The organism is Sphaerothrix gracilis Ecp01, assembly GCF_030405905.1.
GTDB classification, from domain to species: domain Bacteria; phylum Cyanobacteriota; class Cyanobacteriia; order Phormidesmidales; family Phormidesmidaceae; genus Sphaerothrix; species Sphaerothrix gracilis.
Window position 1 is genome coordinate 107,821 of sequence record NZ_JASATW010000017.1, and the last position, 14,790, is coordinate 122,610.

Here is a 14,790-nt window from a genome sequence, read left to right on the forward strand (position 1 = left end):
AAACTGTCTTGTGGAGTGACCTGCTGAGAAACACCCCCGTTGCCATCTGAATTAGACGCGTTAACCTGGTGAGAGAGGCGCTACTGCCTTCGTCAAAGAACCAAGCAATCTTGGCAAAACTAGCTTCGGGGTTTGGGTGCGCGAATCGAGCTGGGCCAACCGGATTCCGAATGGAAACCGTGGCTGTCACCTGCTGAGACGTCTATGGATACCCCCTTTGAGATTACGCTTCAAATCGTTCTGACCGTCCTAGCCGGGATTAGCGCTCAGGTAGTGGCAGAACGGCTGAAGGTGCCTAGCATTATTTTTCTGCTCGCTTTCGGTATTCTACTGGGACGGGATGGTTTCGGGATTATTCATCCTGAATTTTTAGGCATTGGGCTAGAGGTGATTGTGGCTCTCAGCGTTGCCCTGGTTTTGTTTGAGGGGGGGCTGAGCCTAGAGCTGAAGGACTTAGGCCGCGTTTCTGGCAGTCTGCGAAATTTAGTCACCTTTGGCATTTTTATCACCCTGGTAGGCGGCGGCATGGCGGCCCACTGGCTGAGCGAATTTCCCTGGCCGATTGCCTTTCTCTACGCCTCGCTGGTAGTCGTCACCGGGCCAACCGTGATTAACCCGCTGCTGCGACAGGTACCCGTCGATCGCCAAGTAGCAACACTTTTAGAAGGGGAAGGGGTCCTCATCGATCCGGTGGGGGCGATTTTAGCCGTTGTTGTTCTAGACATTATTCTCAACGGCGATGCTGACCCGTTGGCGGTTGTCAGCGGCCTGCTAGCGCGCTTGGGGATTGGCGCGCTGATTGGCGCCCTGGGCGGTTCACTGATTGGGATTTTTCTGAAGCGGGCCAGCTTTTTAACTGAAGAATTGCGGAACCTGGTGGTTTTAGCCGGACTCTGGGGCTTGTTTGGCCTCGCCCAGTCCATTCGCGATGAGTCGGGGTTGATGGCAACGGTTGTCGCCGGCATTGTCGTCCGGGCCTTGTCTGTACCCGACGAGCGGCTGCTGCGGCGGTTTAAGGGGCAGCTCACCATTTTGGCCGTATCGGTTTTGTTTGTGCTGCTGGCGGCTGATTTGTCGATCGCCAGTGTCTTTGCCCTAGGACAGGGAGCCGTATTGACGGTGCTGGCGCTGATGGTGATTGTGCGACCGCTGAATATTGCTCTGTGTACCTGGAATAGCGGCCTCAATCTGCGGCAAAAAGTCTTTTTAAGCTGGGTCGCCCCGCGCGGTATCGTTTCTGCTTCGGTAGCTTCCCTATTTGCCATTCTGCTGACCGAACGGGGCATCAACGGCGGCGATGCGATCAAAGCGCTGGTGTTTCTCACTATCTTGATGACGGTGCTGGTGCAGGGGGTCACGGCGGGCTGGTTTGCCCGGCTGCTGCGGATTACCTCTACCCAGGCCCAGGGAGCAGTTCTGGTGGGCTGCAACTCCCTTAGCCTGCTGGTGGCCCGGCTTTTCCGCGATTATGGCGAATCGGTGGTTTTAATTGACACCGATATTGAAGCCTGTGAGCGGGCCAGACAAGCAGGCTTTACGGTCTTTAGCAGCAGTGCTCTCGATGCCGATGTGCTAGAAGAAGCAGGATTAGACTCGGCTGGCACCTTTGCGGCAATGACCAACAATGGCGAAGTCAACGCGGTAGTGGCGCTGCGGGCCATGGAAGAGTTCCAGCCGCCGCGCGTGATGGCAGTTTTTCCTAGCATCAACAAGGCACAGGAGGACAATGGAGCCACCGCTAAAATCAAGCACGCTCTAGTATCTGAACTGCCGATTAAAGCCTGGAACACCTATCTCAAAGACGGGGCAGTCAAGCTGGGAGAAACGCTGCTGCGGCAGGAGGGCTTTCTGTTTCAGCAGGCCCATCTTAAGGCACTGGTGCGCAGCGGTGAGCTGGTGCCGCTGCTAATTATCCGTGAGGAGAAGCTGCGGCTAGTAGCGGCTAGTGATGACTGGCAGCCGGGCGATCGCATTATCTATCTGCTCCACGATCCCAAACCCAAATTGCTTAAGCGCCTTTCTGGCGGTATCAGCCAGGAATTAACCATTGAGCGCCTGCCGGCAGTAGAAGAGGTGCCCATGCCCCAGCCAACTGTGGAACCGCCGCCGCCGCCACCACCGGGAGAGTCTGCCGAGACTGCTAGCAATAATGGCACGGGCCGTCAGCCTGCTACCAAACCCCAGCCAGAATCAGCCCCAGGCTCAATCTAAGCCACCTCGGCCATACTCATGCGGCTGAGGAAAGCGCGTAGGCGATCGCTTTGAGGATGACTCAGCACCTCGCGGGCGTTGCCCTCTTCTTCCACCTGGCCTTTGTTGAGAAACAGCACCCGGTTGGCGACCCCTTTAGCAAACTGCATTTCGTGGGTGACGACTACCATCGTCATCCCTTCTTCGGCAAGCTGCTTCATCACCAGCAGCACTTCCCCTACCAGTTCTGGATCGAGGGCGCTGGTGGGTTCATCGAACAGCATAATTTCTGGCTGCATACAAAGCGAGCGGGCGATCGCTACTCGCTGCTTTTGGCCGCCTGAAAGCTGGTCAGGATAGGCGCTGGCTTTTTCAGACAGCCCCACTTTATCTAAGTAAAATTCGGCGGTTTGGCGGCTTTCCTTTTTAGACTTGCCCAGCACCTTGCGCGGTGCTAAAGAAAGGTTATCCACCACGCTCATGTGCGGGAACAGGTTGAACTGCTGAAACACCATGCCCACTTTAGCCCTCAGCTCTAGCAGATATTTGCGGCTGAGATCTGGTTTAGAGAGATCAATGCCGTTGACCACGAGCTGGCCGCCGTTGATCTGCTCTAGGCGGTTGAAGCAGCGCAGCAGCGTACTCTTGCCGCAGCCAGAAGACCCAATGATTGCCACCACTTCCCCCGGATGAATCTGGCCGCTGATACCCCGCAGCACCTGCAAAGCGCCATAATTCTTCTCTAAATTTCTAAATAGAATGGCGGGCATATCGTGAGGCATGGCGTTACTCTCCTGAGAGAATCGGGCTGACGCCCAGAGGCTGGCAGCTAGCATAGCACCCCGGCTGATCTCAGACCGTATTTGGGTTAACGACTGTGATGTTCTGTATGCTAGCTGGCTGTGGCAGATCAAAAGAATGCGCTAGGACATTAGAGGCGATCGCGTCTAAAATGCTTAGTTAACCAAAACTTAATGTGAGGAGAACGGGTCAGAAATCATGTTGCATATCAGCCGATCTCGCTTAATCAAAGGCTTGGCGCTGGGACTTAGCGCCACTCTAGTGCTAGCAGCCTGTGGCGGTGGCGAGAGCGAACCTACAGCCACGGAAGAACCGGGGGCAGCTCCTAGCGAAAGTGCAGGCGGTACCCTAAGCGTGGCAACGGAGCCAGCCTTTCCGCCATTTGAGTCTCAGTCAGAGTCTGGCGAGTTAGAGGGTTTCGACATTGACCTGATGGAGGCTATTGGCGAGGAAGCTGGCCTAGAAGTTGAGTTTGAGAGTCTGCCCTTTGACGGCATCATCCCGGCGCTGCAGGCGGGTACAGTAGACGCGGCCATCAGCGCTATGACTATCACCGAGGAGCGGGAGGAAACCGTCGATTTCTCGCAGCCTTACTTTAAGGCCGGTTTGGCGATCGCGGTGCGCGATGAGGCGGCTGAGGAGATCACTTCCTTAGAAGATTTAGAAGACAAGAGGATTGCTGTCCAAATTGGCACGACCGGAGCCGAAAAAGCGGCGGAAATTCCCGGCGCTGAGCTGACTACGTTTGATTCAGCACCGCTGGCTTTACAAGAATTGTCTAACGGCAACGTGGATGCGGTGATCAACGACGCGCCTGTGACCTTAGACGCGATCGCCTCTGGCAATCTTGACGGCCTCACGGTCGTGGGTGAGCTGCTGACGGAGGAGTACTATGGCATTGCCTTGCCTAGTGAGTCTGAGAACGTAGAAGCCGTCAATGAGGCCCTAAATACGCTGATTGAGAACGGCACCTATGCCGAAATCTATCGCAAGTGGTTCGACGCCGAGCCACCGGAGCTACCGGAATCAGCACTCTAATTCTCGCTGGGTGCTTCATTAGCTTAGGTGAGGCACCCTTTATTATGGCGTTTTTGGCTATAGATAGGCAGTTTGAACGTAGCTGAAGGCTGCCCAAAGTATATTGCGCGCCAGGGATGAACAAAGCCAGGGACGACGTTGATGGGTTACTAGGGTGAAAAAGTAAGTGCCTCCAGCAAGGGTATGGCGGCGGTAGTTGGTCACGATGAAGGGAGAACAGGCGTTGAAGCAAATGTTCCCGGTGGAAGAAATGATGCGTCATGACTACAAGATCGGCGATCGCCCTGAAGAGGTAGCCCAATCTTAAATGTAGTGCCCTCACCCGGTTTTGACTCACAGGTCAGCCGACCGCTGTGCTTTTCCACAACAATTTGATAACTAATGGCTAGCCCCAATCCAGTACCTTTACCAACGGGTTTAGTCGTAAAAAATGGATTAAACAGCTTGGCAACGATCTCATCATCAATGCCAGGGCCATTATCTGTGATGGCAACAGTAGCCCAGTTATCATCAGTAACGCGGGTACGAATCTTTATGACACTGGGATTATCTTTAATTTCCTCGAATGAGCGGCTGATATCTTTATCGTCCAATGCATCAATTGCATTGGTCAGGAGATTCATAATCACCTGATTGACTTGGCTAGGATAGCAATCTACTAGCGGTAATTGTCCGTATTCTCGAATGATTTGAATTTTAGGACGCTCAGCAGTTGCCTTTAATCGATTATTTAAAATTACCAACGTACTCTCAATCCCCTCATGGATATCCACGACTTTCTTCTCCGCCTCATCAAGGCGAGAAAAATTGCGCAGGGAGAGCACCAGATTCCGAATTCGAGTAGAACCCATCTTTAGGGAATCTAATAAGCTGATCAGGTCTATTCGCAAAAAATCAAGGTCAATCTCATCAATGTAATCCTGGATTTCAGAGGTCGGTTTTGGATAATTTTTTCGGTATAGATCTACCAGACTCGTCAAATTCTGGATATAGTCTTTGGCATGTTCGAGATTGCCATGAATGAAATTGACAGGGTTGTTGATTTCGTGGGCTACGCCTGCCACCATTTGTCCTAGAGATGACATCTTCTCGCTTTGCACAAGTTGCACCTGGGCCTGATTGAGCCGTTCTTGGTTGGCTTTGGATTCGGCAACCGCTTTCAGCGTTTTTTCTAGCGTAATCGCCAAATCTTGAAAGTTGATTGGTTTGGTGAGAAAGTCAAAGGCTCCATTATTCATTGCTGCCCGAATTTTATCCATATCGCCATAGGCAGAAACGACCACTGTTTTAGGCGGTTGCGCCAGGGTATTGAGCTGGGAAAGTAGCGCCAATCCATCCATCACTGGCATATTAATATCGGTCAGCAACATATCGATGTCAGATCTTTCAGTGACCTGCTGATAAGCCTCTAAACCATCGTGAGCAAAGGTAAATCGGTACTGCTCATGGCGGATTTCGCGCCGAAATTTTTGAGTAATCAACGCTTCAATATCAGGCTCATCATCGACAACTAAAATATGAGGGGTCATGATCTTGACTGCTGGATGGATTGACTAGCTAGAAACAGATTGATGATGGGCAAGGTTAAAAATATCTTGCTTGAGCTGACTAAAATCAACAGGCTTGTTCAGAAAACCGTGAGCACCATACTTTTGAGCCGTTTGCTGGCTTTGGTCATCGCCGTAAGCAGTGACCATGAAGACAATGAGTTTAGGGTATTTTTCTTTAATTACTCGCAGTAGCTCAAGGCCGTTCATCCCAGGCATATTGATATCTGAAAGAATCAGTGTAATCTCTGCCTGTGCAATGGGGGATTCTAAATAGGCCAATGCCTCGTTGGCCGATAGAGCAAAATGAAAATCAATTTTTTGAGCTTTAATTTCTCGACGAAACTTTTGTCGAAACAGCATTTCAGCATCTATTTCATCATCGACAACCAGAATATGAATTTTGGTCATGGCAGTTTCTGAGTTCTGTACTAGAGGATCGGTGCCGGAATGTTCGCGAGGCTGCTTTGCTTCGGCAGCGTAATAATAAACTCTGCATAAAGACCTGGCTCAGACACCACATTAAGAGTGCCGTTGTGCTGTTCGACAATAATGCTGTAACTAAGCGACAGTCCTAGCCCCGTACCTTCACCCGCTGGTTTGGTAGTAAAGAATTGGTTAAAAATCTTATCTCGCACCTCCGAGGTCATGCCAACCCCGTTATCTCGGATGCAAATCTCGACACGATCTGCCCAATTGCGGGTACGGATTTTGAGCAATGGGGTAAATTCGCTTCCCTCATCAAGTTGGCGCTGGTAGATGGCGTAGCAAGCATTGCTGGCAATATTTAGAAATACCCGATTGAGAGCTTGAGAGTAAGCACCAATAGTCCCAATACTGTCATCGTAGTCATTGTCAAAATGCAGGTTGAAATCTGACTGTTTGGCCCGCATGCCGTGATAGGCAAGATTAACAGCCTCTGAAACAAGGTCGTTAATATCTACATCGGCCCACTCACCCCCACCCCCTCGAGAGTGCATCAGCATATTGGCCACAATTTTGTCAGCCCGCTTGCCGTGGTGTTCGATTTTACTGACATTGAATTTAAGGGTTTCGACGATATCAGTAATCTCTTCCACAAAATTGGGGTCAAACTCTGCTTGACGGGCTTCCAATTCTTCAGTCAATTCTTCCGTCAGTTCAGTTGAGAGTTCGGCAAAATTGTTAACAAAGTTCAGCGGATTTTTGATTTCGTGGGCAATCCCTGCGGTTAGAGATCCTAAAGATGCTAATTTCTCCTGGGCGAGCATTTGTCGTTGCGTTGAGACGAGTTGCTGATTGATCTTTTCCAACTCTTCTGCTCGTACCCTTTGATCTGACATCAGATCGTTTACGCGCTGAATCATCAGGTTGAACGCCGTTGCCACAGTACCAACCTCATCGTCCCCTGTAACATCAGCTCGCAGGTCAAAGTTACCGTTTTGAGTGATTTGTAGAGCCGTTCCCTTTATTGCCTGGAGGGGATTGTTGATTGAACGGCTAATTGCATAGGCTAACAGGGCTGCAAGACTGGATGAGAGCAGCATACTCAACCCAACAATCCAATGACGTAACCGCCAGGCGATCTCAGCATCTTGCTGTGCCTCAACCAGTTCATTATTGAACGCTTGAATCAGGTCTGATAGATCGTCTGAAATACCGTCGAACCTGATAGCTACGTCGCTGTTTGTAAACTCTAGAAGCTTTTGTTGCGTCTGCGCCAGTTCTGCTGACGTGTTGACACTATCAATATCAATGGATGTAACTAGCTGATCTAGTTCCTGCAGATAGGTGTGGGGAACGCCCTCATATAGGTCTAGAAACTCTACGAGATCTGCCGTGTGTCCATATCCACTGCCTGATACGTCTTCGCAGAAAGCAACTAATGCTTGTAGTGACGACCGAATGCTTGCAGAATGCTTAAGAATGTGGCTATATTCATCTTTGAAATCTTCAGGAAATTCGCTGAGGGGTATGAGCTGCTGTTGATGGGTACGAGTCTGCAAAACTCCTATCTGTAGCTGGGAGAGTACGGTAGCTTCTTCTCTGATGTGATCTTCTATCCTAAGTGCCTTATTTTGGTAGTAGTTACCAGCAAAAAACCCTGCGCCCGTACCTAAAATAGCCACGCCTAGAGCTGCGGAAAATCCCAGGGTAATACGCTGTTTGACATTAAAATGGTTCAAAAATGACTGCTGCATAGACTCTTGTTACATCGAAGAAGAAGATAAGATGTTCGCTTGCTGAGCAATGCCTATTTTTTGTAGTTTGCATGAATGACAAGTTTTGCCCAAAAGAGGCAAGACATTAGCCAGTACTTGGTCTCTTTACGGCCTAACGCAAGTACCTCAGCTCACTAATTTACTGTCATCGTGTCAATCTCCTGCAACCTTAGTTTCAGGGCTTTTGATTGGCTTAAATCCGTAGCCTGGCACCCTGTAGATAGTCGGTTGACATGAGGATTCAGGAATTTCAAGGCAACAGCTATACGGCTCGATAAACCTACCATTCCCATACCTCTCTAGGTTCTATCAAAGATTGAAGAAGCCGTCTGACGGGTTTGAAAGACTTTTGTTAAATAAGCGATCGCGACAAAATCACATTAAGATTTTCTAAGATGCGGCGTGGCATATCTATTCAAGCATCCCAAAATCCTGCGGGCGTTTTCGGCTCTACTTCTCCACCCCAATCCAACGGATAAACGCCATCCTTAACAAACCGATGAAAGCTGGAATATGTCCACGCACTCGGCCTTTTGCACAGTCTGTGTCGTACTGGATTGTGATGAATGTAATCGCAATGCCGCCAATAATCGGCTTCGTCTCGAATCCAATGCTCCCAAAATCGTCGTTGCCAAAGATTCCCTTCTTGGCGTTTCTGCCGAGACTCACTTAATCTGCCATCGTGATTGAGTTGCCGTCCAGCCTGTTTGGTGACATGAGATTTAATCAACCGCCAGCGGGTTGCGTAATTGCTGTCTCCGTCCGGCAATGTCCAAATGTAGTGAAGATGATCGGGCAGCAATACCATTGCATCAATCGTAAATGGATAGGCAGTTTTGACATGAATGAAAGCCGCCCGGAGCGTATTGCGCCCCAAGGGTGAACAAAGCCAGGGGTGACGCTGATGGGTTACTAGGGTGAAAAAGTAGGTGCCTCCAGCAAGAGTATGGCGGCGGTAGTTGGTCATGGTGAAGGGAAAGCAAGCGTTGAAGCGAGTGTTCCCGGTAGAAGAAATGATGCGTCACGACGCATCCTACAAGTTGCTAAAACGGTGTGCTACGTAGGGTGCCGTTAGCGAAGCGTAACGCACCGGATTAAAAAAATGCGTCGCGACGCATCCTACAAAATCGGCGATCGCGCTACAAGATTAGCTCTCTCTCTTCAAAGATAAATTCATAGAAATTATCTTTATATTTGCTTACCTTTTGAATATTCTATTATGAGCAATGTTTACCTGAAGAGAAGTAGACGATGAACTACTTATGCTGCAGCCAAAACAGGTAATACACAATCGTTTTTGCCTAGAACGTAAATTAAACCACGTAGTAGGACGCCAGACTTGGTTAGCCACCGACCTAGTCGATAAACATTTACCTTCTGTAATTATTAAGCTATCAGAATTTGTTGATCAAGGTGGGTGGCGCTTATTAGACTTACTTGAGAGAGAGGCTCAAATCCTTAAAAAAGTCAACCATTCAAGAATTCCTAAATATTTAGACTATTTTTCAGTTGACGACAATGTTTTTTGGTTTGGACTAGTTCAGCAGTACGTTCCCGGCTTGACTTTGAAAGAACTATTAGATCAAGGGGAAGTTTTTCCTGAGCAGCGAATAAGACAGATTGCGCACGAAGTTTTAGAAATTTTGATATATCTGCATGAGCTAAGTCCGCCTATTTTGCACCGAGACATAAAGCCTAGCAATTTAATCTTTGGTGAGAATAATTCTATCTATTTGATAGATTTTGGTGCAGCCCAAAATCGTGCCACAAGAGAGGAAGCTACATTCACTGTCGTTGGTACGTATGGATATACCGCAATAGAACAGTTTGGAGGGCGAGCAATTCCATCTTCAGATCTCTATAGCTTAGGAGCTACGCTAGTTCATCTAGTTACAGGCGTTTCACCTGCTGACTTACCCCAGCAAAATCTTAGAATTCAGTTTGCTGAGCGAGTCAGTTTGAATCCCACACTGATTGATTTTTTAGAAAAATTAGTTAACCCTGATCCTGATGGACGATTTCGAACTGCTCGTCAAGCACTTAGTGCTCTTAAAACAGGCAACAGCATTATTGAGGTTAGAAAGGATAACGACGTAGCCAGAAAAATTAGTAGTTACAAAATTAGCTCTTTAGAAATTAGAGATAATAGCGATAAGCTTCCTGCATATAGCCGGTTAAAAGTCATTAAAACCATAGATGAGTTTATTATTCAAGTTCCTGTCAGATTTCTATGGATTAAGTACTTTAACTGTATTTATTTTGACCGAAATAGCTTCATAGACAAACCAGTTTACCTAAAGAAATTTCAACCGCGGGCTGAGCTTAATATTTTTGAATTAAATCATCCAAGATATCGAAGAGATTATAACAAGAAAACTTCTCGACTATCGCGCTTTCTTTTCAATGCTTTTCGATCTTTAATTGAAGATGCTATTGAAGATAGTAAAGCCTCAGAAAGAAAAACTTCGCTTATAGAGAATGTCTGTTTAGATTTTGAACTTTCAGATGCTGAATCGACAGTTTATAGAAGATATAAACTTATCATCTGTATGAAAAATCATGAAAAAATTGAATTTTTGCTTGGGCTAAGCCGTAAAGAATACGTCTGGTTAGTAGATGAAATAAGGGATTGGTTAGGAATTGAAAACGATTCATGATTGTCACTGAGTTGACGCGATCGCTTAAATACGGTAATGTCTCTAGCTAATGCAGAAACGCGCATTTTTCGTAGCTTCTGCATGGCTCGTCCAAAAACTAGCTGCGCGGCCCGAAGTTGGTAGCAACAACTCCGAACCGCTAACCCACCAGACTGATTAGGCCAGTCGGCAGGCTGAGAGGCATTTTAGCAGTTTCCTTAGCCGCCCTGACTCGCTCTGCGCTGGTTTGGGGCGGCTTGTTTTTGGGTTTGTTGGCTCGCTGTGGTGCTCTAGACGGGGTTATCTCCGTTTGAGCGATCGCAGCGGGCAATTTTCGCCCATCCCAAAAACAGGAAAAACCAATGTTGCAACACTCTAACGGCGTTCAAACTGCTCTCACCGAGCCAGCCCTAGCTATCAGCAACGAACCCCAGCCCATTCGCCATATCCTCATCGGCCCGCCGCCTCTAGTGAAGCGCACTATTCACCAGCTCCACCAGGCTCGCTATGCCGAAACCTTTCGCTGGACGCACCCAATTGACATTCCCGACAACCGCGCCATCCTCACTACCGATCCCGATGAAGTAATGTGCTTGCTGGTCAAGCTGGTGCGGCTGGAATAGACCGGTAGGGGCGATCGCAGCAGTTAGGACATATCGCCCGCTGCCGCACCGTCAAAGTAGGGCGGGCAATGCCCGCCTACCCGTGTCTAGCCCTGTAGCTTCACAGCCGTTCCCGTCGCTGTAATCAGCATCAGCACTCCCGTCTCATCCATATTGATAGTGTCCGTCGTCACCCGCACGCCAATGACCGCATCGGCTCCCAGACGAGCGGCCCGCTGCTCAATTTCCTCTAGCGCTTCCCGCTGGCCCCGCTCAAAAACGCGCTCGTAGGCTCCGGTGCGGCCACCAATAATGTCGCGAATGCCCGCAAAGAAATCTCGCAGCGCGTTGCTGCCATAAACCACTTCTGCCGTCACTACGCCCCGATAATCGCTGATAACTTTTCCTTGGAGAACATCGGTTGTTGTTACAATCATTTATTGATCCCCAGACATAACTTAATAAAACTTGGCGAAGAAGCCTTTTGCGGCTAACTTTCGTCCCTCATCCCTGTTGAACCTTCGGAGGATAACCCGTGTATAGGCGTATTCTAATTGCCGCGACTCTGCTAGAGATTAGCTGTTTCCCCCTTGTTGCTCAGGCTGTTGATTTCCAGCCGCGTAGAACTGCACTAAATGAAGCGGTTCCAGAACTGCTGGCCCAAAATAGCTCTAACGATGAGCGGGTAGGCGAACTCTTGCGGCAGGGACGCGATCGCCTAGACAAGCGGGACTATGCTGGCGCTATCTCATCCTATCAGCAGGCAGCGCAGCTAGAGCGCGATAATCCCCGGATTTATTCCGGAATTGGCTACATATATGTGCAGCAGGGCAATTATTCAGCCGCGGCTGAAGCTTACCGTCAGGCCATTAATTTAGACGGCAATAACAAGGCGTTTCGCTATGGTTTGGCCTATAGCCTGGTCAATGCTGAAGAACTCGAAGCTGCCGTTACTGCCTACAACGAAATCATTCGCTTAGATCCCAATGAAGTCGATGCCTACCTCGGTTTGGGCGGCGTTTTAATTCGCCTAGAAGACTATGACAGGGCCGCCGATGCCTATCGACGGCTGACAGGCATTTCGCCTAACAATGCGCAGGCCCTGGAAGCTTTAGGCAATCTCTACCTGCAACAGGAGCAGTACCGCGAAGCCCGGCAGGTTTTTCAGCAGGTACAGCAGCTCTACCCTGACCGCAGCAGCCTGCACCTCAGTCTGGCGAATCTCTGGCTGATAGAAGACAATCAGGAGCAGGCACTCCAGTCACTCAGACGAGCCGTGCAGCTTGACCCCAACAATGCTGAAGCTCAAGTCCAGCTAGCCGAGATTTTGAGCGATCGCGGTCAAGCTGAAGAAGCTTTTAGTCACTACCTGAGGGCGGCTGATGCTGATCCCGATATTGCCGTGGCCCAGGCGATGCTCGGTGAAACTTACCTGGCGAGGGAGCAGTATTTTCAGGCAGTGCTCGCTTATCGGCGTTTAGTCAGACTGCTACCCGCCGATCCGGGGGCTCACTACAACCTGGGTTTAGCCCTCTGGGGACAAGGCTTTGAACAGGAAGCCATTTCCTATGTGCGACAGGCCCAGTCGCTCTACCGCCAGCAAGACGATACCGCCAGCGTAGAGCGTACCGAGCAGCTCCTAGAAGTATGGGGAGTTGATAGCTAGAGCACTACGGCGGCTTCCAGCCGCTCTCCGGTGAGGCTAAAGGCTCGCGCTTCGGTAATGCGAACCGTGACGATTTGGCCCTTGAGAGCGGCAATATCTCCCGCAAAGAAAGCTAAGCGATTGCCTCGTGTCCGCCCCATCACCTGAGTCGGATCTTTAGGATTGGCCTCTTCTACCAGCACTTCTTCCAATCGGCCCGCGTACCGCTGCGATCGCTCGGCAGCTTTGATTGAAACCAGGTGATTGAGACGCTGCAGGCGATCGCTTTTCACCTCCTCGCTGAGCTGATTTTCCCAGACGGCGGCAGGTGTTCCAGGTCGGGGGGAATAGGCGGCAGTATTGAGCTGATCAAAGCCAATGTCCTCTACCAGCTTCAGCGTATTTTCAAACTGGGCTTCGGTTTCGCCGGGGAAGCCGACAATGGCATCGGCGCTAATAGCAGCGTCGGGCATGTAGCGGCGCACCGTATCGATAATGCGGCGATACTTTTCATGGGTGTAGCCCCGGCTCATAGCCTTCAGTACATCATTGTCCCCTGACTGGAAGGGAATATGGAAGTGTTCGCAAACCTTGGGCAGTTCTGCACAGGCGCGAATCAGCCGCTCAGTGAAGTAGCGAGGATGGCTAGTGGCAAAGCGCAGCCGCTCAATTCCCGGCACGTCATGGACAAAGTACAGCAGGTCAGTCAGGGTATGTTGATGCCGTCCCTCTGGGGTAGTACCGGGTAGGTCCCGTCCGTAAGCATCAATGTTTTGCCCTAGCAGCGTCACTTCCTTAAAGCCCTGCTGGCCCAACTGCTCCATCTCTGCCCGAATCGCCTCTGGCGTGCGCGACTGCTCCACCCCGCGCACGTTGGGCACCACGCAGTAGGTACAGCGCTCATTGCAGCCGTAAATCACATTTACCCAGGCCGTCACCCGGCTGTCGCGGCGGGGCTTGGTGATGTCTTCCATGATGTGAACTGGCTCTGTCGCCACCACCTGATTGCCGTTAAACACCTGCTCTAGTAAATCCTGCAAACGATTGGCGTGCTGCGGTCCCATTACCAGATCTAGCTCCGGTACTCGTCGCAGCAGGGACTCGCCCTCCTGCTGGGCTACACACCCGGCCACAATTAGGGTCAGGTCGGGCTGCTGGTGCTTGCGCTTGGCCTGCCGTCCCAGGTAGGAATAGACCTTTTGCTCAGCGTTGTCACGAATGGTGCAGGTGTTGTAGAGCACTACATCCGCCGTGTGCGGATCTTCTACCCATTCAAAGCCCATGTCATCTAAGATGCCAGCCATGCGCTCAGAGTCGGCTTTATTCATCTGACAGCCGAAGGTAGTGATGTGGTAGCGACGGGGAGAAACAGCCATAGACCTAGTGACAAACAGCTAAACCACTATTTTGCCACTTGTGCGCAGGCTTGAGGAGGCATCAGGTTCAGACCGGAGGCAAAAAAACACAAATACCTCCGCCTAAATAGGGAGTCAATCAGCTTCTTGGGCATGAAAAAACTGCAGGCAGAATCTATCTTTCAGCAAATATCCTTTAATCCTTGTGTTTCAGTAGATTTGAGAGGTCAACCTATTTGCTAGATCTTAGGGTCTAGAACCCGAAACAGTCATGAAAGAAAAAGTTAAATCTAATCCCGAATCAGCCTCTACTCAGGATGCCAAAGCGGTGGCCGAAGCGATGGTGGCCGATGCCAAAAATGCGCCTGCCGTTGACTTTGATTCGGACTATGAGATGGCTCAGAAAATGTCTAGAAGCGAAACTGACGCCGCAGAGCAGGATTCTGCCTCGACCGCAGCATCAGATTCCTAGCCATTAATCTACACATCGAAAAAGCCTCGTTCAGGTCAACGAGGCTGATATTTCTCAGCGTAACCAAAAACTCAAAGTATTTAGGACACCCGTCATGAATAGCGAACCGGAACCCTCATCGCCTCCTGCTGTTCCAGAAGAACCCGCTTTGCCGCCGCAAGAGCCACCCACGACGCCTGCTTTTCCGGAAAAACCAGACATGCCGCCAGAGGAGCCGCCCACTATTATCCCGTCTCCAGAAGAACCTACTTTTCCGCCAGCCCCCCAGGAGGTTCCCCCTATTGCGACTGTCCCTTGAACATT

14 protein-coding genes are annotated in these 14,790 nt (G+C 50.1%); 7 read left to right on the forward strand and 7 right to left on the reverse strand.

Features of this window, described 5'->3' with window-relative positions; all coding sequences use genetic code 11:
• The first annotated feature begins 204 nt into the window (after positions 1-204).
• A complete protein-coding gene (locus tag QJQ48_RS18655) occupies positions 205-2,211 on the forward strand; it encodes a cation:proton antiporter (RefSeq protein ID WP_346292756.1) in 2,007 nt (668 codons plus the stop codon).
• Here QJQ48_RS18655 and QJQ48_RS18660 read toward each other — a convergent pair.
• Positions 2,208-2,972 (reverse strand): amino acid ABC transporter ATP-binding protein, encoded by a 765-nt coding sequence (locus QJQ48_RS18660; protein WP_346292757.1) that lies wholly within the window; start codon positions 2,970-2,972, stop codon positions 2,208-2,210. The two genes, QJQ48_RS18655 and QJQ48_RS18660, sit on opposite strands and share 4 nt — an antisense overlap.
• A gap of 217 nt (positions 2,973-3,189) precedes the next feature.
• On the opposite strand from QJQ48_RS18660, the gene QJQ48_RS18665 reads away from it, so the two are divergent.
• Positions 3,190-4,029 (forward strand): basic amino acid ABC transporter substrate-binding protein, encoded by an 840-nt coding sequence (locus tag QJQ48_RS18665; RefSeq protein ID WP_346292758.1) that lies wholly within the window; start codon positions 3,190-3,192, stop codon positions 4,027-4,029.
• Between the two features lie 200 nt (positions 4,030-4,229).
• On the opposite strand, the gene QJQ48_RS18670 is transcribed toward QJQ48_RS18665, so the two are convergent.
• The 4 genes from QJQ48_RS18670 to QJQ48_RS18685 form a co-directional block, all read right to left on the reverse strand.
• A complete protein-coding gene (locus QJQ48_RS18670; protein ID WP_346292759.1) occupies positions 4,230-5,558 on the reverse strand; it encodes a hybrid sensor histidine kinase/response regulator in 1,329 nt (442 codons plus the stop codon).
• Between the two features lie 24 nt (positions 5,559-5,582).
• Positions 5,583-5,978, reverse strand: coding sequence for a response regulator (locus QJQ48_RS18675; protein WP_346292779.1), 396 nt, complete (start codon positions 5,976-5,978; stop codon positions 5,583-5,585).
• A gap of 29 nt (positions 5,979-6,007) precedes the next feature.
• Positions 6,008-7,756: a sensor histidine kinase gene (locus QJQ48_RS18680; RefSeq protein WP_346292760.1), complete on the reverse strand. Its 1,749-nt coding sequence runs from the start codon at positions 7,754-7,756 to the stop codon at positions 6,008-6,010.
• Positions 7,757-8,192: 436 nt separating this feature from the next.
• Positions 8,193-8,744, reverse strand: coding sequence for an REP-associated tyrosine transposase (locus tag QJQ48_RS18685; protein WP_346292761.1), 552 nt, complete (start codon positions 8,742-8,744; stop codon positions 8,193-8,195).
• 295 nt (positions 8,745-9,039) lie between these two features.
• On the opposite strand from QJQ48_RS18685, the gene QJQ48_RS18690 reads away from it, so the two are divergent.
• Both QJQ48_RS18690 and QJQ48_RS18695 read left to right on the forward strand, forming a co-directional pair.
• Complete coding sequence (locus tag QJQ48_RS18690; RefSeq protein WP_346292762.1) at positions 9,040-10,434, forward strand: serine/threonine protein kinase; 1,395 nt, start codon at positions 9,040-9,042, stop codon at positions 10,432-10,434.
• A 341-nt stretch (positions 10,435-10,775) separates the two neighbouring features.
• On the forward strand, positions 10,776-11,036 hold the full coding sequence (locus QJQ48_RS18695) for a hypothetical protein (protein ID WP_346292763.1): 261 nt from the start codon (positions 10,776-10,778) through the stop codon (positions 11,034-11,036).
• Positions 11,037-11,122: 86 nt separating this feature from the next.
• Here the strand turns inward: QJQ48_RS18695 and QJQ48_RS18700 are convergent, their stop codons facing one another.
• On the reverse strand, positions 11,123-11,452 hold the full coding sequence (locus QJQ48_RS18700) for a YbjQ family protein (protein WP_346292764.1): 330 nt from the start codon (positions 11,450-11,452) through the stop codon (positions 11,123-11,125).
• A gap of 98 nt (positions 11,453-11,550) precedes the next feature.
• On the opposite strand from QJQ48_RS18700, the gene QJQ48_RS18705 reads away from it, so the two are divergent.
• Positions 11,551-12,681, forward strand: coding sequence for a tetratricopeptide repeat protein (locus QJQ48_RS18705; protein WP_346292765.1), 1,131 nt, complete (start codon positions 11,551-11,553; stop codon positions 12,679-12,681).
• Here the strand turns inward: QJQ48_RS18705 and miaB are convergent.
• On the reverse strand, positions 12,678-14,036 hold the full coding sequence (miaB, locus tag QJQ48_RS18710; protein WP_346292766.1) for a tRNA (N6-isopentenyl adenosine(37)-C2)-methylthiotransferase MiaB: 1,359 nt from the start codon (positions 14,034-14,036) through the stop codon (positions 12,678-12,680). The two genes, QJQ48_RS18705 and miaB, sit on opposite strands and share 4 nt — an antisense overlap.
• A gap of 250 nt (positions 14,037-14,286) precedes the next feature.
• On the opposite strand from miaB, the gene QJQ48_RS18715 reads away from it, so the two are divergent.
• On the forward strand, positions 14,287-14,487 hold the full coding sequence (locus tag QJQ48_RS18715; RefSeq protein ID WP_346292767.1) for a hypothetical protein: 201 nt from the start codon (positions 14,287-14,289) through the stop codon (positions 14,485-14,487).
• Positions 14,488-14,581: 94 nt separating this feature from the next.
• The gene (locus QJQ48_RS18720) at positions 14,582-14,785 is read left to right on the forward strand and encodes a hypothetical protein (RefSeq protein ID WP_346292768.1); all 204 of its coding nucleotides are present in this window, start codon (positions 14,582-14,584) and stop codon (positions 14,783-14,785) included.
• The last annotated feature ends 5 nt before the right edge of the window (positions 14,786-14,790 follow it).